The sequence below is a fragment of the Sphingobium sp. RC1 genome, assembly GCF_059738765.1.
This window is the reverse complement of the sequence record NZ_AP027306.1, coordinates 564,236-584,979: the sequence shown is the minus strand read 5'-3', so window position 1 is coordinate 584,979 and position 20,744 is coordinate 564,236. Positions and strand designations below refer to the sequence as shown.

The window sequence follows — 20,744 nt, the reverse complement described above, 5'->3', positions numbered from 1 at the left end:
CCCTAGAGGAAGCTAGAGCATTGCGTTCTTCTTATGTTCTTGTCAACCAGCCTCATTCGTGATGGATGAGGCTGGCACCGACACAATCTACTCCGCCGCGATCCCCGCAGCCTTGAACATGTCCGGGTCGCTCGGCTCATCCACATTAGCTGCGTCGCCAGCCTTCAGCTGTTTGCGCCGATCAAACGCGTCCCACACTTCGTTCCACTGACCGCGCGTCGCGCCCTTCGAATATTCGGTCGCGCGGGTTTCGAAGAAGTTGGCGTGCTCCACGCCGTTCAACAGCGGGGTCAGCCAGGGCAGCGGGTGCTCGTCGATCATGTAGATGGGCTTTAAACCCAGCTGCCCCAGACGCCAGTCGGCAATGTAGCGGACATATTTCTTGATGTCCTTGGGCGTCATGCCCGGCACAGGTCCCATTTCGAAGACGAGGTCGATGAACGCGTCCTCGATCCGCACCGTCTTCTGGCACATGTCCATGATGTCGTCCTTGACCGACGGCGTCAGGCAGTCGCGTTCCTTGGTGAAGGCGTGGAACAGCTTGATGATGCCTTCGCAGTGCAGCGTTTCGTCGCGCACCGACCAGGTGACGATCTGGCCCATGCCCTTCATCTTGTTGAAGCGCGGGAAGTTCATCAGCATGGCGAAGGAAGCGAAGAGCTGGAGCCCTTCGGTAAAGCCGCCGAACATCGCCAGCGTCTTGGCGATATCCTCGTCCGTATCGACGCCGAACTGGCTCAGATAGTCATGCTTATCCTTCATCTCCTTATACTGCATGAAGGCCGAATATTCGGTCTCCGGCATGCCGATCGTGTCGAGCAGATGGCTGTAGGCGGCGATATGGACCGTTTCCATGTTGCTGAACGCGGTCAGCATCATCTTCACTTCGGTCGGCTTGAACACGCGGCCATATTTTTCGTGGTAGCAATCCTGCACTTCCACGTCCGCCTGCGTGAAGAAGCGGAAAATCTGGGTCAGCAGGTTGCGTTCGTGATCGCTGAGCTTTTGCGCCCAGTCACGGCAATCCTCGCCCAGAGGCACTTCCTCGGGCAGCCAGTGCAACTGCTGCTGGCGCTTCCAGAACTCATAGGCCCAAGGATACTCGAAAGGCTTGTAGACCTTGCTGGCTTGAAGAAGGGGCATCGGGTCGGCTCCGTAAAATTCAATAATGTAAAGGCTTTAGCCCCTGCGCTCAGCTTGGACTGAATTCCATGCCAGTGAGTGTAGACTGAAGGCTCTCACCGTTATCATACACGTGAATCCAGAAATGTGCTTGAGCGGGCTTTTGGCGAATCATTTCCGGCTTAATTCGGATTTTAAGACTTGGTCCGCAGAGACGCTGAGCGAAATCGGCTGACGCATTCGTCATCAAAACCTCGCATTCACTCGGTTGATCAGCCCCTGCGTTGAACTTGATGTTGACCAACGTGCTAACGGTTTTGTCCGCCGGCGTGGTCGGACGATATTTGTCTGCTGGTGATGGAGGAGCGTTTGGGATCAAAAACCACCCGGGCACGCTCACTCCCAGCTTTTCCAGCCGCCTAAACTCCTTCATACCATCACCGACGGCCCAAGCCGACGTTTCTTTTGCGATAACCGGTGAAGCCAAAAAACCAGCCAGCAATGCAAGAACACAGTGCCACAGCGACATCTTGGAAAACAGGCTAGCATTGTGGGCGTGAAGACGCACGGTCGGCTCCGCGAATTAATGGACAAGCGCAACCTGCGCGGGCGCGAGACGTTTGGTCCCCGTCATTCCCGGCACAGGAGCAATATGATGGTTGATCTTACCAGCATCAAGGAACATGCTGAGGTTATTGGCGCTGATGGCGTCCATGTCGGCACTGTCGATCATGTCGCCAAAGGACCCGACGGAAGCGATCGTATCAAGCTGATCAAGGCGGATAGCGGCCAGGGAAGTCACTCCGGGCATCATCATTATATCAGTCAGGGACTGATCGCCGGGGTTGATGAGGATGGCACTGTGAGGCTGTCTGCGACCGGTGCCAACGCTGTCCTCTTTGAAGAAGAAAAGGACGAGGGGTAAAGCCTCCGGGGCTGAATGTGTGGGCGCGGTCAGTGTTGCCACCGCCGCGCCCATCCCCCCCATTAACTCATTGGCACGCAAGACATTCGTCATAGTCTGTGCTTCCCCCGGCCAGCTCGAATTTCGGTGCGTCGATGGTATTGTCGGCCTCCACCCCGCCAGCGAAACCGGCGCGCTGCACCGACTTTGACCGCAGATAGTAGAGCGACTTGATACCCAGTTCCCATGCGCGGAAGTGGAGCATCATCAGGTCCCACTTTTCCACGTCCGCCGGAATGAACAGGTTCAGCGACTGCGCCTGATCGATGAAGGGCGTGCGGTCGGCTGCCAGTTCGAGCAGCCAGCGCTGGTCGATCTCAAAGCTGGTCTTGAACGTGTCCTTTTCTTCCTGGCTGAGGAAATCGAGATGCTGGACGGACCCGCCGCGTTCCAGGATCGTGTTCCAGACGTTGGTCGAATCCTTCGATTTGTCCCGCAGGATCTTTTCGAGATAGGGGTTCTTCACCACGAAGCTGCCGGACAGCGTCTTGTGCGTGTAGATGTTGGCCGGGATCGGCTCGATACAGGCGCTGGTGCCGCCGCAGATGATACTGATCGACGCGGTGGGCGCGATCGCCATCTTGCAGCTGAACCGTTCCATCACGCCCATGTCGGCGGCGTCAGGGCACGGCCCACGCTCGACCGCGAGCTGCATCGAGGCGTCGTTCACCTTCTCGCTGATATGCTTGAAGATGCGCAGGTTCCAGCTCTTGGCCATCGCCCCTTCGAAAGGAAGGCCACGGGCCTGGAGGAAGGAGTGGAACCCCATCACCCCCAGGCCCACTGACCGTTCACGCGCCGCCGAATATTTCGCCCGCGCCATTTCGTCCGGCGCACGGTCGATATAGTCCTGCAGCACATTGTCGAGGAAGCGCATGACGTCCTCAACAAAGACGGGGTCCTTGTTCCATTCGTCCCAGGTTTCCAGATTCAGGGACGAAAGGCAGCAAACCGCCGTCCGGTCATTGCCGAGATGGTCGCGACCCGTCGGCAGTGTGATTTCTGAACAAAGATTGGAAGTCGAAACTTTCAGGCCGAGATCGCGATGATGCTTGGGCATCATGCTGTTCACGGTGTCGGAGAAAACGATATAGGGTTCACCCGTCGCCAGGCGGGTTTCCACCAGCTTCTGGAACAGGCTGCGCGCATCGACCGTGCCACGGACGGAGCCGTCCTTTGGCGATTTGAGCGAAAACTCGGCGCCGGTGCGGACCGCTTCCATGAACTCGTCGGTCAGCAGCACGCCATGGTGGAGGTTGAGCGCCTTGCGGTTGAAATCGCCGCTTGGCTTGCGGATTTCCAGAAACTCCTCGATCTCCGGATGAGAGACGTCGAGGTAGCAGGCGGCCGAACCACGGCGCAGCGAACCCTGGCTGATGGCGAGGGTGAGCGAATCCATCACGCGGACGAAGGGGATGATGCCGCTGGTCTTGCCGTTGAGGCCGACCGGCTCGCCAATGCCGCGTACGCTGCCCCAATAGGTGCCGATGCCGCCGCCGCGCGATGCGAGCCAGACATTCTCGTTCCAGGTGTTGACGATGCCTTCCAGGCTGTCGTCCACGCTGTTGAGGTAGCAGCTGATCGGCAAGCCGCGTCCGGTGCCGCCGTTCGACAGCACGGGCGTCGCGGGCATGAACCACAGGCGCGAGATATAGTCATAGACACGCTGGGCATGCGCCTGGTCATCGGCATAGGCCGCAGCGACGCGAGCAAACAGGTCCTGATAATTTTCACCGGGCAGCAGATAGCGGTCCTTCAGCGTATCCTTGCCGAATTCCGTCAGCAGCGCATCACGGCTTTCGTCCGTGACCACGTCGAACCGGCGCGCCTGGATGGACGAAGAAGAACGCACGGCCTCCTTGGCTGGCGCAGCCTTCTTTTCCGCCGCTGCTTCCACCACTTCGTCGATTACCGTCGCCACGTCACTTGCACCTGTCTGTTCGCTGTCACGAAAATCCATTCCGAGCCCCCGAATGTTCCTGTTTCGTTCGATTCGGTCAAGCCTCATCTTGTAAGGCCGCCCGGAACGGCAGCGGGGTGCGCCAGCAGCGGATCGCATGAGACAAAACGCCTCTCGCCCGGAAATGGTCCGGTCGGTACAATCACAATCTGTTGGGTAACCCCCGTTAACCCGATACAAGGGATAGTGCCACAGCTTCATATGCTTGCAAGAGGGTAAATGACGGTATGAAGACTCCGGACGGCGCAGGAGATCCCATCTGCATGGCATGGCGGTCATCCTGCATTGCAGCGACGCGCCAACTTCCGGCGCTCTTGCAAAAGGCAAGGGAAACAATTTGAGAACGAAAATAATTTTCGCTTGGCACCGAAATTGCCGGGATCAGGTCAGCACCCCTGCCCTGTTCCGCTAAGGATGGTGGTTCATCCACAACTTATCCACAAGCTGATGTGGATCAACTGTGGATGAGGAGTAGTCGAGAAACCACCCGGAAACCATGGTAAGAGGCACGATCCTACCGCCCGGACCATGCAACGAGGCAGAGCCGATGATTCTCTATTATCACCCCCTTTCCTCCTATTGTTGGAAGGTGCTGATCGCCCTTTATGAGAATGACACATCGTTCGAACGGGCGATGATGGAGGAGCCCGGCGTGGCGGAAGCGTGGCTCGCGCTGTGGCCGCTCGGCAAATTCCCGGTGCTGCGCGACGAGGCGCGCGACCAGACGGTCGCCGAGGCGAGCATCATCATCGAATATCTGGGGCAGCAGTGCCCCGGCCCCTTCCGCCCGATCCCCACCGATCCCGCCCAAGCGCTGGAGGTGCGGCTGATGGACCGGCTGTTCGACAATTTTGTGATGACGCCGATGCAGAAGATCGTCGCCGACCGGCTGCGGCCCGACGATGCGCGCGATCCGCATGGGGTTGGCGAGGCGCGCATCCTGCTGGGCAAGGCTTATGCGATGCTGGAGGATCGGATCGGCGCGCGGCAGTGGGCGGCCGGGGATGAATTCACCCTGGCGGATTGTGCGGCTGCCCCCGCCCTCTTCTATGCCGACAAGGTGGAGCCGATGCGCGGCGGCTTTCCCGCGCTGGCCGCCTATCTCGACCGGCTGGAGGCGCGGCCGAGCTTTGCACGGGTGCTGGAGGAGAAGGAGCCCTGGTGGCACATGTTCCCCTATGCCAACGGATAGCTCGGGATATCTGGACTCTCGGCCCAATCCCTATTAGCCGCGCCTGCGAAGACCCGCCGTGCAGGGCCGGGCGCAAAATAGGGACTTTGGGTAGATGACCGTCATCAAGACCGCCGACCTGATCGAGAGCGTCGCCGACGCGCTCCAGTTCATCAGCTATTATCATCCGATGGATTATATCCGCGCGCTGGGCAAAGCCTATGAAGCGGAGGCCAACCCGGCGGCCAAGGACGCCATCGCCCAGATCCTGACCAACAGCCGCATGTGCGCCGAAGGGCACCGCCCGATCTGCCAGGATACCGGCATCGTCAATGTCTTCATCAAATGGGGCATGGACTGCCGCTTCGACGACAATAGCCGGTCGATGCAGGACGTCGTCGATGAAGGCGTGCGCCGCGCTTACCTCAACCCCGAAAACCGCCTGCGCGCCTCCATCCTGCGCGACCCGGCCTTTTCGCGCCAGAACACCAAGGACAACACGCCTTGCGTGCTGAATGTCGAGATGGTGCCGGGCAACAAGGTGACGGTGGACGTCGCAGCCAAGGGCGGCGGCTCGGAAAACAAGACCAAGTTCAAGATGATGAACCCCAGCGATTCGATCGTCGATTGGGTGCTGGAGATGATCCCGCAAATGGGCGCTGGCTGGTGCCCGCCCGGCATGCTGGGCATCGGCATCGGCGGCACGGCGGAAAAGGCCGTGGCGCTGGCCAAGGAATCGCTGATGGAGCCCATCGACATGGGCGAACTGAAGGCGCGCGGGCCGCAGAATGACATCGAGAAGCTGCGCATCGAGATTTTCGACAAGGTCAATGCGCTGGGCATCGGCGCGCAGGGTCTGGGCGGGCTTTCGACCATCCTCGACGTCAAGATCTACGACTATCCCTGCCATGCGGCGGGCAAGCCGGTGGCGATGATCCCCAACTGCGCCGCCACCCGTCACGCGCATTTCACGCTCGACGGCTCCGGCCCAGCCTATCTGGAGGCGCCCAAGCTGTCCGAATGGCCGCAGGTCGACTGGAAGCCGAGCAAGGAAGCGATCCGCGTCGATCTCGATACGCTGACGCCCGACGTCGTGCAGAGCTGGAAGCATGGCGACCGCCTGCTGCTGAACGGCAAGATGCTGACCGGCCGCGACGCCGCGCACAAGCGGATCGCCGACATGCTGGCCGCTGGCGAGGAACTGCCGGTCGATTTCAAGGGCCGCGTCATCTATTATGTCGGCCCGGTCGATCCGGTGCGCGACGAAGTGGTCGGCCCGGCCGGTCCCACCACCGCGACCCGCATGGACAAGTTCATGGACATGATGCTGGAACAGGGCCTCGCCGCCTGCGTCGGCAAGGCCGAGCGCGGCCCGGCGGCGACGGATTCGATTGCCAAGCATAAGAGCGCCTATCTGATGGCGGTCGGCGGCGCGGCTTATCTCGTCGCCCGCGCGATCAAGGGCGCGAAGGTGGTCGGCTTTGAAGACCTCGGCATGGAAGCCATCTATGAATTTGACGTGGCTGACATGCCCGTCACCGTCGCCGTGGACAGCGAAGGCCAAAACGTCCACCGCCTCGCCCCGCTGGTGTGGCAGGAAAAGATCAAGAAGGAAGGCCTTCTCGAAGGCGCGTGAAGATATGGCGGCTCCAAATCCTCCCCATCGAGAGATGGGGAGGGGGACCGCTCGCATAGCGAGTGGTGGAGGGGAATAGCACGATGCCGCCGAGAAGAAAGACAGTCGATAATGCGCGCGACTTGCGGCGGATTATGTCGCCACCAGAAGTCGCTCTGTGGCAATGGCTCAGGCAGCGACCAGAGGGGCTGAAATTCCGCCGCCAGCATCCGGTTGGGCCTTATGTGTTGGATTTTTACTGCGCTTCGGTGGCGCTGGCGGTTGAGGTGGATGGCAGCGGGCACGATCACATCGAACAGATCGCGCATGATCGGCGACGAGATGAGTGGTTGCGAGCACAGGGGATCAAGGTTTTGAGGATCAAAGCCACCGATGTTTTGCGCAACCTCGAAAATGTGACGTCGCATATCCTGAACAACTGCCGCGCCTTTCCCCTCCACCATCCTGCGGCTGGTCCCCCTCCCCATCTCATGATGGGGAGGATTAAGTGATCACCTCGCCCATCTGGCTCCCAGCCACCCTGTTCGCAGGCGCGCTTCAGGCATGGCGCACGGCGGTGCAGCGGCGGGTCAGCCATAGCCTGTCGATCAATGCGGCGGGGCTCGTCCGCTATCTTTACGGCCTGCCCTTCGCGCTGTTGCTGCTGACCGGATATGTTTCGATAGGCAAGGTGCCCCTGCCTCACCCCGACCCATCCTTCCTGCTGTTCTGCATCGGCGGTGGCCTGGCGCAGATCATCGCCACCAACCTGCTGATCATGGCCTTCGCCCACCGCAATTTCGTGGTCGGCACAGCCTATTCCAAGACGGAAGCGGTGCAGGGCGCGGCACTGTCCTTCCTGTTGATGGGGGAGCGGCTCAGCCCCCTCGCCTGGGCGGGCATCGGCTGCGGCGTTGCCGGAGTCATGCTGCTATCGACCGGCGGCAAGCGCATGGGACCAGCCGATTTCCTCAAGGCGCTTGGTCAGCCCGCCGCGCTGACCGGAATCGCGTCAGGCTTTTTCTTCGCCCTCACCGCCATCGGCATCAGGCGCGCGACGCAGGAAGTCGGCGGCAGCGACCCGATCCTGGCCGCCCTGATCGTACTGGTGGCCACCGTGTCACTCCAGACGCTGATGCAGGGCGGTTATCTGCTGCTGCGCGAACCGGCGGAGATGCGGAAGGTGTTCGCGAGCTGGCGTATTTCGGGGCAGGTCGGCTTGCTCTCGGCCCTGGGATCGGCCTGCTGGTTCACCGGATTTGCGACCGCGCCCGTGGCGCTGGTGCGCATCGTGGGCCAGGTGGAGGTAGCCTTCACCCTGGGCTTTGGCCACTTCTACCTTGGAGAGCGGATGACCCGCAGCGAGGTGATGGGCCTGTTGCTGGTCGTGAGCGGCGTGGTGCTGGCGCTGGCCGGGTCGCTGTAGCTTCGTGGGGATGGAGGGCAGCAGCCCGGCACCCACGCAAGACCTCGCTCGATCACCATAGCATTGCTTGCCGCTTCGCCCCATGCGGGGCTACTCTGAAACTATGGCGCCAGCTTCGCGAAGCTGCCTGCGAAGCCAAAGACCGACAAACAAAAAGGGCGGCCCCGATGGGACCGCCCTCCTGTGTTTCAGATCCGAGAGGGATTAGAAACGGAAACCGATGCCGACAACGCCAGCGTCACGGCCGCCGAAATTGTCTTCATACTCGGTGCGCTGATATTCAGCCGAGATGTAAGCGTTGCTGGTCAGAGCGAATTCCAGACCACCACCGAAGCGGACGCCTTCGAAATTCACGTTGGTGCCGAGCACTTCGAAACGGGTGTCAGCATAGCCAACCTTGGCGAACGCCAGGAACTGCGGGTTCACGACGTAACCCAGACGAACCGAAGCGGCCAGATCGCGGCTCACGTCAACGCCAGGAGCGTCGGTGGTGGTGTCGCCGAGCGAAACTTCCGGGCCGAAGGTGATGTTCTGGGCAACCGGCAGGTCGTAGCCAGCGGTCACGCCGTAGCTGACGCCTTCTTCGTCACCCAGGCTGTCATAGCCAACGGTCACGCCAGCGCGGGGGCCGGTGAAGGGCGCAGCGTCCTGCGCGAAAGCGGGAGCCGAGAAAGCGGCAGCAGCAGCAACAGCTGCGAAAATCACAGTCTTCATAATGTCCTCATGCGGTAAGACGTGCATCATCCAGGAAGCGGATCGCACTCTTGATATATAACAGGCATGGTATCGAAGCATTCAGCTTCGAGCGTCGCTATGAAGTGACCCCTTTACCCCATCCCTGCTTGCCCCGATCTTGCGTCGTAAGCGATGGCGCATATGGCTGTCTTTGATCAATGTTGCAATATCGATATGAAGATTGTCGATGGATGATGCTATTTCGCAACAGTCATCTTTTCTTCACCATCTTATTCCCGCATTTTCCGCCACAGCAAGACCCTGAGGCAAGGCCGAGCGCTCCTATCCACAGAGAATGTGGCCAGAAGATGAACCGGCACCTCATTTCGGATACGTTCCGATATGGCTGGCGATTTTTGACGCGATTGATGCAAAAGGGTAACAGCGGGCGATGGACAGCGGCCCCTCCCCCTCAGGCGACAAGGCGCCGCCGGTACTGCGCCACCGCTGGCCGGTGCGGCTGTGGCACTGGATCAATGCCGGGCTGCTCTACATCCTCTTCACCAGCGGACTTGGCATCTTCAATGCCCATCCGCGCCTCTATTGGGGCCATTATGGCGCGAATTTCGATCAGCCGTGGCTGAAGCTGGAGCGTTTTGGCAAATGGATCACCCTGCCCGCCCATTATGATCTGGCGATGTCGCGGCACTGGCATCTCGCGGCTGCGCCCGTCTTCGCCTTCGCGCTGCTTGCCTATATGCTCTGGGCGTTGCTGAGCCACCATATTGGCCGCGACCTTGCTTTCCGGAAAGGCGAGCTGGCGCCGCGTCATATCTGGCAGGACATGCTCGATCATGCGCGGCTGCGCTTCCCGACGGGTCAGGCGGCACTGCGCTATAATGTCCTGCAGAAGGCGAGCTATATCGCGGTCATCTTCGTCGCCCTGCCACTTATCATTCTCACCGGCCTCACCATGTCGCCGGGCATGAACGCGGCCTGGCCGTGGCTGGTCGATCTGTTCGGTGGGCGGCAATCGGCGCGATCGATCCACTTCATCACCGCCTTCGCGCTCGTCGCCTTCTTCCTTGTCCACTTGACCATGGTGCTGCTGGCAGGCCCGGCGAACGAAGTGCGATCGATCATCATCGGGCGCTACCGCTTGCCGGAGGAGAGGCCATGAGCCTGATCCTCAATCGCCGCACGCTGATGCTCGGCGCGGCGGCTTCGCTGTCGGGCTGCGACTGGCTGGCACGCAACGAACATGTGCGGGACGCGCTGTTCTCCGCCGAGAATTTCCACAAATGGGCGCAGCGCAGCCTGATGGCGCGCGACGCGCTGGCGCGGGAGTTCAGGCCCGACCAGATTTCTCCCTTCTTCCGGCCCAACGGAACCGCCAATCCCGACACGCCCGAATATCGCGCCCTGTGGCGGACGGGCTTTGCCGATTGGCGGCTAAAGGTCACCGGGCTGGTCGGCCGCCCTCTTTCGCTGTCCCTTGCCCAGCTGCACAGCCTTCCGCACCGCGAGCAGATCACCCGCCATGACTGCGTCGAAGGATGGAGCGCCATCGGCAAATGGCGCGGCGTGCCGCTCCGCCTCCTCCTCGACGGTGCACGAATGAGCGACAGCGCGCGCTATCTCGTCTTCAAATGCGCTGACTTCATGGGCGACGGGCGGCCCTATTATGAAAGCATCGACATGGTCGACGCCTTTCACCCGCAGACGATCCTCGCCTTCGCGCTCAATGACCAGCCGCTGAGGGTAGCCAATGGCGCGCCGCTGCGCCTGCGTGTGGAGCGGCAGCTTGGCTATAAGCAGGCCAAATATTTGATGGAGATTAAGGCCGTCAACAGCCTATCCGGCATCGGCGACGGCAAGGGCGGCTATTGGGAAGATCGCGCCAATTATGATTGGTATGCAGGCATTTGACGGGCGCTGCATGACCTGACAATTTGCCGCCCATGAAATTATTCGATCGCGTCATCAAGCGGCTGGTCACACGAGGACAGCTGACCATCATCTATCATGACGGCAGGAAGGTGACGGCGGGCACGCCCGATCCGGCCTTCCCCTCGCTCGCGCTGAAATTCCGCGACGCGCGCGTGCCCTTCGACATTATCAAGGACCCGCGCCTCGGCATGGCGGAGGCCTATATCGACGGGCGCGTCACGATCGAAGGGGGCGGGATCATGGAACTGATCTCGCTGATCCGCGCCAACAACAGTTGGGAAAGCGGCAAGTCGATCAGCGACAAGGGGCGGCTGAAACGCGGGTTCAAATCGATCCGCCATACGCTCTGGCGCGCCAATCACCGCGCGCGGTCAAAGGCGAATGTCGCCCATCATTATGATCTGTCCGGCGCCCTCTACGCCCTCTTCCTCGATCGCGACCGTCAATATAGCTGCGCCTATTTCCCGGACGCGGACAATGATGCGGGGATCAGCCTGGAACAGGCGCAAGAGGACAAGAAAGCGCATATCGCGGCCAAGCTGCATCTGAAGCCCGGCATGAAGGTGCTGGACATTGGCTGCGGCTGGGGCGGCATGGCCCTCTATCTGCACCGCACCTGCGGCGTCGATGTGACCGGCATCACCCTGTCGGAGGAACAGCTTAAGGTCGCGCGGCAACGGGCGGAGGAAGCAGGCGTCGCCGATCATGTCCGTTTCGAGCTGATCGACTATCGCGATATAGACGGGCCATTCGACCGGATCGTATCGGTCGGCATGTTCGAACATGTCGGCACGGCGCATTACCGCACCTTCTTCGACAAGTGCCGCGATCTTCTGACGCCCGATGGCGTGATGCTGATCCATACGATCGGCCGCGTCGATGGGCCGGGCATCACCGATGCCTTCACCCAGAAATATATCTTCCCCGGCGGCTATATCCCGGCGCTGTCCGAAATGATCCAGGGCAGCGAGGGTACGCGGCTGATGGTCACGGACGTGGAGGTGCTGCGCCTGCATTACGGCCTGACCATCCGCCAATGGTATGCCCGCACCATGGCGCACCGGGCGGACATCATCGCTCTGTATGACGAGCGCTTCTTCCGCCTGTGGACCTTCTATCTGGCGGGCGCGGCCACGGTGTTCGAACATGGCAGCATGGTGAACTACCAGGTACAATATACGCGCAATCGCCGATCCCTGCCGATCACGCGCGACTATATGGTGTCTGCCGAGGACGAACTGCGCGGCAAATAGTCCCCCTGAACGCTGGCTGACAGCGCCGTTCCCGGACTGTTCAGTCAGCCAAGTGCATCTTCTCATCCGTAGCCCCGCTGAACGCCATGCGTCCGGGGGTGCTAGTGAGGAGAGAGGAAATGAACATCTTCGTGAAGGGCGCGACCGCGCTGGGATTGGCGATTACCGCGCTGGGCGCAACTGCCGCGCCCGCCCAGGCGCAATATCGCGGCGGCTATTATGGCTATGGCGACCGGGACTGGCGTGACGGGCGCCATGACCGCGATTGGGACCGTCGCGACGACCGCCGCTGGCACAACGACCGACGCTATTGGCGCGATGGACGGCGGCATCATTTCCGCTATCGCCAGCGCTGCTGGACCGAATGGCGCTATGACTATTATCGCGACCGGGATGTCCGCGTACGCATCTGCCGATAAAAGATAACTGCCTGAATCAGGCACAGAAACACTTCCGCAACCCGATCCCTGATTGAAGCGGGGATCAGGTTGCGGCATCCTTGGTGGCATGAGCGATCCCATGCCCGTCATCCAGAGCCTGCTGTCCGGGCTCCCCATCTTCCTGCTGCACCTCGCCTCCGCAACGCTGGCCTGGCTGGCGGCGCTGGCGCTTTATATGTGGATTACGCCGCACGACGAATTCGCCCTGATCCGCGCGGGGAATGAGGCGGCGGCGATATCGCTTGGCGGCGCCGCCATCGGGCTGACCATTCCTCTGGCGCTGTGCCTCGCCGGGTCGGTCAATGTCTGGGACGTGATCATCTGGGGCAGCGTCACGCTGATCCTGCAACTCATCGCCTTCCGCTTCGTGGATTTCCTGCTCGGTTCCCTGTCCGCACGGATCGAGGCGAATGAGCGGTCGGCCGCCATCTTCCTGGCCACGATGAAAGTCGCGATCGCCTGCCTGACGGCGGCGGCCGTGGCGGGCTAAGCCATGGCACGGCGGAGCATCGGCTGCCTCCCGCTGATGCTGGGCGTCATATTGACGATCGCCTGGATCGGCGAGGTGACGCAACCGACGCCGCTCCGGGTCGAAAGCTTCGATCCCCGATCGCCCCGGCGCCCGATGCCGCAATGGAGCGACGAAGCCTTCGTGATCGAGGATCGGGCGGGCGCGCCATCCGACAGCATGGGCACTGCCTTTGCCGTCGATCGGGACGGCGCCTGGTTGACCGCCGAACATGTCACCCATGACTGTTCCCGCATCGGGCTGGAGGAAGGCGGCGTCGCCCGGGCCGTGTCCCGCATCGTGGAGAGCCGGGAAGCCGACGCCGCGCTGGTGCGCGACGGCCTGCCCAGCGATCACGCGCTGCCACTGTCGGATCGCGTACCCGCGCCGGGATCGCTCGGTTTCCACATGGGCTTTCCAGCGGGCCACGCGGCGCTTGTCGTATCGGAACTGATCGGCGCGGCCAGCGCCCGGCGCGGACGGACGCAGGAAACCCAGCCGGTCCTCGCCTGGGCAGAAGTCGCGCGCCTCCCCGAAAGCGACGACACATTGTCCGGGATCAGTGGTGGCCCCGTCTTTGCCGAGGATGGCCATGTCATCGGCGTCAACAGCGCGGCGACCGACCGGCGCGGCCGCATTCTGACCACCGCACCCGATGCGATGATCCGGCTGGTGCACGCCAGCCGCGCCGTCAATGACCAGCCGGTCGCCTACCCCTTCGCAGGGCTGGCCGATGCAGAAACACGCTTTGCCTCCTGGCTGGAACAGGGAGTGATCCGCCGCATCTTCTGTGACGTGGACGACGCGCCCCGGTTGACGGCGGCGCGGCCAAAAGGCTAGGCGGCGCGAAACGAAGGATCTGAAACAGCCATGAGCGACACGCCTCCCGACCGCCTCTCCACCAACCCGCGCAGCCCCCATTTCGACATGGACGTGCTGCAACGGGGCATCGGCATTCGCTTCAAGGACCGCGTCCGCAACGATGTCGAGGAATATTGCATTTCCGAAGGCTGGATCCGCGTCGCCGCCGGCAAGACCAAGGACCGCCACGGCCAGCCGCTGACGATCAAGCTCACCGGCCCGGTGGAAGCCTGGTTCGAGCGTGGAGCCGAGGGCGAAGAAAATTCGTCACAGCCGGAATCATAAGACCGTTCGCCCTGAGCTTGTCGAGCCGAAGGCCGACGAAGCCAACGGCTTCCTTCTTTTGAAGAGAAGTGAAGGGCTTCGACATTTGGATGAGACAAGTGGCTCATCCAAACAGCCCGAACGGAATATGTATCTAGAGCATGATCCGATCAGACTGAATCGGATCATGCTCTATTTGTCTTTTGTTTCCGCATTTTCCGAGCCAGCAGATGATGCCATCTGCTTCGAAAATGCTCTAGCGCAGCCGCGCATCCCGCTTCACATCGGCGATGATGTCGCGCAGCGATCGTCCCGAAGGCGCGGCATCCGCGAACTGGATCGCCCGCATATCCATTTCCAGCTTCGGCTCATGCGCCGCCTTGCGCAAGGATCGGCCAAGGCTCGCAAGGCGCAGAGACGGTGCATCTCCGTCAGCCTTGATCACCGCCTTTGTCGGCTTCCAATCCTCGGCATCCGCCTTCGCAAGCCGCACGCTGGTGCCAAGCACTGGATCAGGCTCGAACGCATGCAGTTGCGGCTTGTCCGGATAGATGAAGCCAAAGGTCGGGTTGGTCCGTGCGCCCATCTGCCCGGTCGGGCTGTGCCACACACGCACCTGGCTCCAGTCGCCAGCATCGGAAACATCCAGCGCCAACACATCTTCCTCGATCGCGCCGGGCACCGACCAGTTGGCATGGCGAATCAGCACGCGCCGGTCGTCCAGCACCTTGCTGACCACCGCGACATGGCCAAGCGTCATCGGCCCATAGGGACGAAAGGTCATGACGGCGCCGCGCCGGGGCACGTGCCCACGTGCATAGCGGTCCTGCGCCTGATCCCACCATGTCAGCGCATCGCCCCGGATATTCACGCCGGACACGATCCGCGCATAGGGCACGCATTGCAAAGCGGTTGCGCCGAATACCGGCGTGGCGACCAGCGCCGCCAGCAGCCAAGCCGCCCCGCGAACATATCGAAACATTATTTGCGACCTCAAACCACTGAGAATCGCCCCACCGCCGCTAAGATTATCCGGCGGCTCTTATGAACTGGTTAAACTGTCAGAAAGCAGCGCCAGCGGCGGCAGCGGCCGGGTTCACGCGATCGGCCATGGCGATCTGCACCGGCGCGGCCTCACTGGCATGGCCGGGATAGATGAAGCCCTTGACGGCGTTCGAGCGCAGGCCAAGGCCGCCGATCGGGCCATACCATACGCGCACGTCGGTCCAGTCGTTGTTGGGCGAAACGTCGATGGCGCGCACATTGCGCTCGATGCCGCCGCGATAGGACCAGTTTGCGTGGGTCAGCAGCACTTCGCGATCGCTGACCACCTTGCTCACCATGGCGACATGACCGACGGGCATGGAACGGCTGGCAGCGAAGGCCAGGACAGCGCCTTCGCGCGGCTCATGACCACGGTCATAGCGACCCTCGGCCTGACCCCACCAGGTATTGGCGTTGCCATAAAGTGCGATACCGGAAACCTGACGCGCATAGGGTGCGCACTGGAGAACGCCAGCGGCGGCAGGGGTCACGATCAGGGCGCCGAGCGCAAGCACGGCAGTCGCGATAAATGCGCGAAAAGCACCGACCATGTGTGAAACGACCCCCGACTTGTTGTGCGTTATCAACCCCGTGGCGTCTTTAGCGCAGAGCCAGGATGAGTTGAGAAGCGCCAAGCGGTGAATTGTTGCGGAGGCGGGTTAACCTGCGGAACGAAAAAGCTGGCCCGCCGTTACCGTTAACCGTGTTGCTACGCCCAACTCGTTGAAAAGACTATCTTCCGTTCCCGTCATCCACACCTGCCCGCCGGTTTCCCTTAACCGGCCGAACAACGCAGCTCGCCGCGACGGGTCGAGGTGAGCCGCCACTTCATCGAGTAGCAAGACCGGCGGCTGGCCGCGATGGGCGGCGACCAGTGCAGCATGGGCAAGCAGGATCGACAGCAGCAGCGCCTTCTGCTCGCCCGTGGAGCAAAGCGCCGCCGCCTGCCCCTTGGCCGCATGGGCGACTGCCAGGTCCTGCCGGTGCGGCCCGGACAGGGTGCGCCCCGCCGCCGCATCCCGCCGCCGCTCCCGCGCCAGCCGCTGCGCAAGCGGCCCCTCGCCCTCCTCCTCTCCGTCAACCGCCAGCAGCGGACGGGCAAAAGGCTCATCGGGCTGGCCAACAAGTTCCACGCCCAGCCGGGCAACCAGATCGGCACGCGCGGCGGACAATAGCGCGCCATGCTCCTCCATCTGCGCCTCCAGCGCCGCCAGCCACGACGGGTCCGCGCGGGGCAAGTCCGACAGCAGCCGATTGCGCGCCCGCATCGCCGCCTCATAACGGGCGCTATGCACCGCATGTCCCGGATGCAGCGCCAGCGTCAGCCGGTCCAGAAACCGCCGCCGACTGCCAGGGCTGTCCATGAACAGCCGATCCATCGCCGGGGTCAGCCACACGATCGCCAGATGATCCGCCAGCGCATTGGCCGAGGACGCGACGCCGCCGATCCGCACCTGCCGCCGGTCTGGCGCCTGAGCCGAAGTGCCGGTCCCCAGCACCACCCCGTCCACCTCCGCCGCAATGCCGAAGCTGCCCGGCCCACCCTGCCGCGCCATGTCGCGCAACGCCGCGCCACGCAGGCCGCGTCCGGGCGCCAGCATCGACACCGCTTCCAATATGTTGGTCTTCCCCGCACCATTTTCGCCGGTCAGCACGATGAAAGCATGATCGGGCAGGATCAGCGCATCCGCATGATTGCGGAAATCGCTCAAGGTCAGGCGGCCGATCATCGCCCCGCTCTAGCGAGACCTGCACGAAACGGAAAGCGCTTCAGCAGCGCTTGCGCGTCACCGCCGCCCCGTCATTGATGATGGTGAGTTCCCGACCATTAGCCGACGGGCGCAGTTCCAGCTTCTTGGTCCAGCTGTCGCCTTCTCCGGTAAAGGCGGCATCGACCTTCACCTTGCCGCCGGTTCCGGTCGCAACCCCCTTCACCGTCCCGACGCTTTCATGGAAGATCAGGCTGTCCGGCGTGACCTTCAATTCCAGTTCAGCCGACCGATCGCCGCAACGGTCATTTAGACCGGTCCAGCTCCCCTGCAACGCCGCAGGGATCGCGCCAACGCGCGACGCCGTTCCCGCCCTGTCAGCAGCGGCGGAAACAGATGCGTTGTCGGCCGGTTGGGGCTGCGTCTCATTGCCCGCCGTCAGCGTTTCATCCTGCGCGAGCGTTTCGTTGCTGACATCATAGGTCGCCTGCTCATCGACGATGTTGGTCGACATGCGGGGCTTTTCCCCGCCCTTGTCGTCGCAGGCAACCAGCAACAGCAATGGCATGGCGAAAAGCAGGCGCATCCGTAATGAACCGGCGGGGCGGTGAAGGGTTCCAGCTACAGGCTTGCCAGCGGCACGGCTTGGGGCCATCACCCTTGCTCTGCCGCAAAGGATGGAGACGGGTGATGATGAAGCGCGCGATGATCGCAATGGCCCTTGCCGCCACCATGTTGGGATCGACCGGCGCAAACGCGGCGCTGTCTGCCGGTGCGAAGGCGCCCGATTTCACCACGCGCGGCGCGCGGGCGGGCAAGACCTTCACCCTCACCCTGTCCCACCAGTTGAAGCGCGGGCCGGTCGTCCTCTACTTTTTTCCCAAGGCTTTCACTCCCGGCTGCTCGGCCGAAGCGCGCGAGTTCGCGACGCATATCGATGATTTCAAAAAAGCGGGCGCGACGGTGATAGGCATGTCCGCCGATCCGGTGGACGACCTTGTCGCCTTCTCGACCAAGGAGTGCGCGGGCAAGTTCGCGGTCGCCTCGGCCGGGCCAGACATCATCGCGGGCTATGACGTCGCGCTGAAAATGGCGCCGGGCATAACCGACCGCACCTCTTACGTTATCGCGCCCAATGGCCGGATCGTCTTCGTCCATAGCGAGATGAATTATACCGGCCATGTAAAGAGCACCCTCGCTGCCGTGCAATCGATGAAGGCGAAATAGGGAACGCCTACCCCGTTCGTCCAATCTCCGTTCGCTTCGAGCGAAGTCGAGAAGCGCTGGCGCATCATATGTCTCGACTTTCGCTCAGCCCGAACGGGAAAGCTCATACCCTTCCTCCACCCTTCACATAGCGCCCAAACCACTCCAGCGTAGCCGCCCAGGCCTCCTTCGCCGCCGCCTCATTATAGCTCGGCCGGTAATCCGCCATGAATCCATGATCAGCCTCCGGATAGACTGTGATCGCATCCGGCGGCGACTTGCCCGCCTTTTTCAGCGCCGCGCGCATCGTCTCGACATCAGCGACGGGTATGCCCTTGTCCAAACCGCCATATTGCCCGAGCACCGGCGCCTTCAGTGCAGCCGCTTGCTCGACCACGCTCAACGACTGCAACGCTGCCTTCTCGCTGACCAGCCTCCCATAGAATGCGACGCCTGCATCCAGTTGCGCACTGTGCGCGGCATACAGCCACACGATCCGCCCGCCCCAGCAAAAGCCTGTAATGCCCCGCCGCGTCGCGTCGCCACCATGCTTGCCCGCCCAGTCATAGGTCATGTCGATGTCGGACAACACCTGCGCATCGGGCGCCTTCGACACGATGCTGCTGATAAGCTGCTGGATATCGGCGATCTTGGTCGCATCGCCGTGCCGCGCGAACAGATCGGGCGCGATCGCATAATAGCCCTCTCGCGCAAAACGGCGGCAGATATCGCGGACCCATTCATGGACGCCGAAAACCTCGTGCACCACGACGATGACCGGCGCCTTCTTCGCCTTTTTCGGCCGCGCCACATAGGCGGGCATGGCAAAGCCATCACTCGCCGGGATCGAGACCGTCTCCTGGGCCAGCCCCTCGCCCGATGTCTGCACGGCGCTGCTCGACACAGGGCGGCATGCGGCGGCGAAACCAGCCGCGAAGGCGCCGGTCATCAGCAGCTTGCGCCGGTCGAGCCCTGTGCTGTCGATCCAGCTGCGGTCTTCGGGCAGGCGATCCATGCGGCCGGGTTCTGCATTCTCACTGCTCATCGCGCTTCCTCTCCGCTGCCCCCCGGCCGCCGCAGATTATCGGCCCGTCCGCCCGGCGCAAGTCGTCAGTCCAACCAAGCGAAGTCAGTCAGGCGACGAAATCGCCGCTCGCGATTCGCTCCAGCCCCGCGACATCGCGCGCATAAACATAGGTCCATGCACAAACCGCGCCCGCGGCGCTGCGCACCTCGATCCACTCCCGCGCAAATTCATGAGGCTCGGAAAAATGCGCCGCGCACTCCTCATGCTCGTCAAGGATGGCAAGGATGCCGTCAGGATCAGGCAGCCGGTACAGCTCCCCCGTGACAATTCCGTCAGCACCGGGAACGAAGCCGGGATAATAATCGATCCGGTAAAGCGCGCCGCTCGCAACGGCAGCACCCGCAAATTCCGCCACCGATGCGAGCCAGCGAGCCATCTCCCCTGAAAATCCGGGCCGGAGAGACCCGTAGACGAATAGCAGGGGCGGGCTCATTGCGCGTAATCGCTATCAATAAAAAAGCCGCCCTGGCAATAGCCGGGCGGCCTTTTTGAAATTCCCCGTAGACGAGGAATGAAGGGGAGCGATTAATCGCTCAGGCGAAAAGCACCGAGTAGAAGGTCAGCATCTGCGCACCGACCGCAACCATCAACGCAACGCCCTGCATAGTGTGCCGCATGTTTCGTTTCCTGCAATTTTTGTTTTGCGCCCTGTTTGGACAAGAGCGCATATGATGGACCACGCCCCTTGCCTCAATCGCAAAGGGCGCGTTCGCAGTTGCAGCAAACGCAACAGTCGCTGTTACTTCAAAGCAACAATCATCCGTTGGGCGGCGGCAGGCGCCCGGATTTTCGCACCGCTGATGAAGAAAACGAAGACATCCCCATCATCCGCCATGCTTTTCGCTCTTTTTTTCCAGCCGTCGATTTCCTTAAGGGAATAGCCGGTCGCTTCCTCCTCCCGCGTGCGCATCAGGCGGCAATAGGAAAAGCCCACATCATGGCCGACGATGGCAGGATATTCGTCATGATCCGCCAGCACCACCGACGCGCCCGCATCGCGCGCCAGTTGCAGGAAAGCGGGATTATCGAAACTTTCATGCCGCACCTCCAGCGCATGGCGCAGCGGGACGCCATCGGCGCTGTCGGGCAGCAGCTTCAGGAAAGCGCCGAAATCTTGCGGCTCGAACTTCTTGGTCGGCATGAATTGCCACAGGATCGGACCCAGCCGATCGCCGAGTTCCGCGATCCCTTGCCCCACGAACTTGCCGATCGATTCCCCGGCCTCCGCCAGCACACGGCGATTGGTGCAGTATCGCGACGCCTTCACCGCGAACTGGAACCCATCCGGCACCGCCTTGGCCCAATTCGCGAAAGTCGCGGGCTTTTGCGTGCTGTAATAGGTGGCGTTGATCTCCGTCGCGGTCAGATGCTGCCCGACATAGACCAGTTCATCCTTCTGCCGCAGCCCTTGGGGATAAAAGGTGCCGCGCCATGGCTCGAACGTCCATCCGCCAATGCCTACCCTGATGCGTCCTGACGCCATGACACT

24 protein-coding genes are annotated in these 20,744 nt (G+C 62.0%); 13 read left to right on the top strand and 11 right to left on the bottom strand.

What is annotated here, in order from left to right; all coding sequences use genetic code 11:
• Positions 1-87 precede the first annotated feature (87 nt).
• Both AC6JBC_RS02920 and AC6JBC_RS02915 read right to left on the bottom strand, forming a co-directional pair.
• Positions 88-1,143, bottom strand: a complete 1,056-nt coding sequence (locus AC6JBC_RS02920; protein ID WP_498025302.1) for a ribonucleotide-diphosphate reductase subunit beta — start codon at positions 1,141-1,143, stop codon at positions 88-90.
• A 49-nt stretch (positions 1,144-1,192) separates the two neighbouring features.
• Positions 1,193-1,690, bottom strand: coding sequence for a hypothetical protein (locus AC6JBC_RS02915; protein ID WP_498025300.1), 498 nt, complete (start codon positions 1,688-1,690; stop codon positions 1,193-1,195).
• Positions 1,691-1,777: 87 nt separating this feature from the next.
• Between AC6JBC_RS02915 and AC6JBC_RS02910 the strand changes: the two genes are divergently transcribed.
• On the top strand, positions 1,778-2,047 hold the full coding sequence (locus AC6JBC_RS02910) for a DUF2171 domain-containing protein (protein WP_498025299.1): 270 nt from the start codon (positions 1,778-1,780) through the stop codon (positions 2,045-2,047).
• A gap of 67 nt (positions 2,048-2,114) precedes the next feature.
• On the opposite strand, the gene AC6JBC_RS02905 is transcribed toward AC6JBC_RS02910, so the two are convergent.
• Positions 2,115-4,046, bottom strand: a complete 1,932-nt coding sequence (locus AC6JBC_RS02905; protein ID WP_498025298.1) for a ribonucleoside-diphosphate reductase subunit alpha — start codon at positions 4,044-4,046, stop codon at positions 2,115-2,117.
• Between the two features lie 547 nt (positions 4,047-4,593).
• On the opposite strand from AC6JBC_RS02905, the gene AC6JBC_RS02900 reads away from it, so the two are divergent.
• From AC6JBC_RS02900 to AC6JBC_RS02885, 4 genes are all read left to right on the top strand, one after another.
• On the top strand, positions 4,594-5,238 hold the full coding sequence (locus AC6JBC_RS02900) for a glutathione S-transferase family protein (protein ID WP_498025296.1): 645 nt from the start codon (positions 4,594-4,596) through the stop codon (positions 5,236-5,238).
• Positions 5,239-5,332: 94 nt separating this feature from the next.
• Positions 5,333-6,853 carry a fumarate hydratase gene (locus AC6JBC_RS02895; protein WP_498025295.1) on the top strand — a complete coding sequence of 507 codons (1,521 nt, stop codon included), beginning with the start codon at positions 5,333-5,335 and terminating at the stop codon, positions 6,851-6,853.
• Positions 6,854-6,936: 83 nt separating this feature from the next.
• A complete protein-coding gene (locus tag AC6JBC_RS02890) occupies positions 6,937-7,344 on the top strand; it encodes an endonuclease domain-containing protein (protein WP_498025293.1) in 408 nt (135 codons plus the stop codon).
• Positions 7,341-8,258: an EamA family transporter gene (locus AC6JBC_RS02885; RefSeq protein ID WP_498025291.1), complete on the top strand. Its 918-nt coding sequence runs from the start codon at positions 7,341-7,343 to the stop codon at positions 8,256-8,258. Before AC6JBC_RS02890 ends, AC6JBC_RS02885 begins: the two co-directional genes overlap by 4 nt.
• A gap of 204 nt (positions 8,259-8,462) precedes the next feature.
• On the opposite strand, the gene AC6JBC_RS02880 is transcribed toward AC6JBC_RS02885, so the two are convergent.
• Positions 8,463-8,972 (bottom strand): outer membrane protein, encoded by a 510-nt coding sequence (locus tag AC6JBC_RS02880; protein WP_464787470.1) that lies wholly within the window; start codon positions 8,970-8,972, stop codon positions 8,463-8,465.
• A 412-nt stretch (positions 8,973-9,384) separates the two neighbouring features.
• Between AC6JBC_RS02880 and AC6JBC_RS02875 the strand changes: the two genes are divergently transcribed.
• The 7 genes from AC6JBC_RS02875 to AC6JBC_RS02845 all read left to right on the top strand — a co-directional run bounded on the left by AC6JBC_RS02875 (position 9,385) and on the right by AC6JBC_RS02845 (position 14,230).
• On the top strand, positions 9,385-10,113 hold the full coding sequence (locus tag AC6JBC_RS02875) for a cytochrome b/b6 domain-containing protein (RefSeq protein WP_498025289.1): 729 nt from the start codon (positions 9,385-9,387) through the stop codon (positions 10,111-10,113).
• Positions 10,110-10,862 carry a molybdopterin-binding protein gene (locus AC6JBC_RS02870; RefSeq protein ID WP_498025288.1) on the top strand — a complete coding sequence of 251 codons (753 nt, stop codon included), beginning with the start codon at positions 10,110-10,112 and terminating at the stop codon, positions 10,860-10,862. The genes AC6JBC_RS02875 and AC6JBC_RS02870 overlap by 4 nt, the downstream gene beginning before the upstream one ends.
• Before the next feature lie 32 nt (positions 10,863-10,894).
• Positions 10,895-12,136, top strand: coding sequence for a class I SAM-dependent methyltransferase (locus AC6JBC_RS02865; protein WP_498025287.1), 1,242 nt, complete (start codon positions 10,895-10,897; stop codon positions 12,134-12,136).
• A 119-nt stretch (positions 12,137-12,255) separates the two neighbouring features.
• Positions 12,256-12,555: a hypothetical protein gene (locus AC6JBC_RS02860; protein WP_464787473.1), complete on the top strand. Its 300-nt coding sequence runs from the start codon at positions 12,256-12,258 to the stop codon at positions 12,553-12,555.
• 88 nt (positions 12,556-12,643) lie between these two features.
• Positions 12,644-13,066 carry a DUF350 domain-containing protein gene (locus AC6JBC_RS02855; protein WP_498025286.1) on the top strand — a complete coding sequence of 141 codons (423 nt, stop codon included), beginning with the start codon at positions 12,644-12,646 and terminating at the stop codon, positions 13,064-13,066.
• Between the two features lie 3 nt (positions 13,067-13,069).
• Complete coding sequence (locus tag AC6JBC_RS02850) at positions 13,070-13,924, top strand: S1 family peptidase (RefSeq protein WP_498025285.1); 855 nt, start codon at positions 13,070-13,072, stop codon at positions 13,922-13,924.
• A 30-nt stretch (positions 13,925-13,954) separates the two neighbouring features.
• The gene (locus AC6JBC_RS02845) at positions 13,955-14,230 is read left to right on the top strand and encodes a DUF3297 family protein (protein ID WP_464787475.1); all 276 of its coding nucleotides are present in this window, start codon (positions 13,955-13,957) and stop codon (positions 14,228-14,230) included.
• A gap of 235 nt (positions 14,231-14,465) precedes the next feature.
• Here AC6JBC_RS02845 and AC6JBC_RS02840 read toward each other — a convergent pair whose 3' ends face one another.
• The 4 genes from AC6JBC_RS02840 to AC6JBC_RS02825 all read right to left on the bottom strand — a co-directional run bounded on the left by AC6JBC_RS02840 (position 14,466) and on the right by AC6JBC_RS02825 (position 17,548).
• The gene (locus tag AC6JBC_RS02840) at positions 14,466-15,191 is read right to left on the bottom strand and encodes a CHAP domain-containing protein (RefSeq protein WP_498025284.1); all 726 of its coding nucleotides are present in this window, start codon (positions 15,189-15,191) and stop codon (positions 14,466-14,468) included.
• A gap of 79 nt (positions 15,192-15,270) precedes the next feature.
• A complete protein-coding gene (locus AC6JBC_RS02835) occupies positions 15,271-15,804 on the bottom strand; it encodes a CHAP domain-containing protein (protein ID WP_498025282.1) in 534 nt (177 codons plus the stop codon).
• Between the two features lie 108 nt (positions 15,805-15,912).
• Positions 15,913-16,983, bottom strand: coding sequence for a DNA replication/repair protein RecF (recF, locus tag AC6JBC_RS02830; protein ID WP_498025281.1), 1,071 nt, complete (start codon positions 16,981-16,983; stop codon positions 15,913-15,915).
• Between the two features lie 40 nt (positions 16,984-17,023).
• Complete coding sequence (locus AC6JBC_RS02825; RefSeq protein ID WP_498025280.1) at positions 17,024-17,548, bottom strand: hypothetical protein; 525 nt, start codon at positions 17,546-17,548, stop codon at positions 17,024-17,026.
• Between the two features lie 107 nt (positions 17,549-17,655).
• Here AC6JBC_RS02825 and AC6JBC_RS02820 point away from each other — a divergent pair, with 107 nt between their 5' ends.
• On the top strand, positions 17,656-18,189 hold the full coding sequence (locus AC6JBC_RS02820; RefSeq protein WP_498025986.1) for a peroxiredoxin: 534 nt from the start codon (positions 17,656-17,658) through the stop codon (positions 18,187-18,189).
• A gap of 103 nt (positions 18,190-18,292) precedes the next feature.
• Here AC6JBC_RS02820 and AC6JBC_RS02815 read toward each other — a convergent pair whose 3' ends face one another.
• The 3 genes from AC6JBC_RS02815 to AC6JBC_RS02805 form a co-directional block, all read right to left on the bottom strand.
• The gene (locus tag AC6JBC_RS02815; RefSeq protein ID WP_498025278.1) at positions 18,293-19,213 is read right to left on the bottom strand and encodes a dienelactone hydrolase family protein; all 921 of its coding nucleotides are present in this window, start codon (positions 19,211-19,213) and stop codon (positions 18,293-18,295) included.
• 88 nt (positions 19,214-19,301) lie between these two features.
• Positions 19,302-19,688 carry a gamma-glutamylcyclotransferase family protein gene (locus AC6JBC_RS02810; RefSeq protein ID WP_498025277.1) on the bottom strand — a complete coding sequence of 129 codons (387 nt, stop codon included), beginning with the start codon at positions 19,686-19,688 and terminating at the stop codon, positions 19,302-19,304.
• A gap of 306 nt (positions 19,689-19,994) precedes the next feature.
• Entirely contained in the window at positions 19,995-20,738 is a 744-nt protein-coding gene (locus AC6JBC_RS02805) for a DUF72 domain-containing protein (protein WP_498025276.1), read from the bottom strand.
• Between the last annotated feature and the right edge of the window lie 6 nt (positions 20,739-20,744).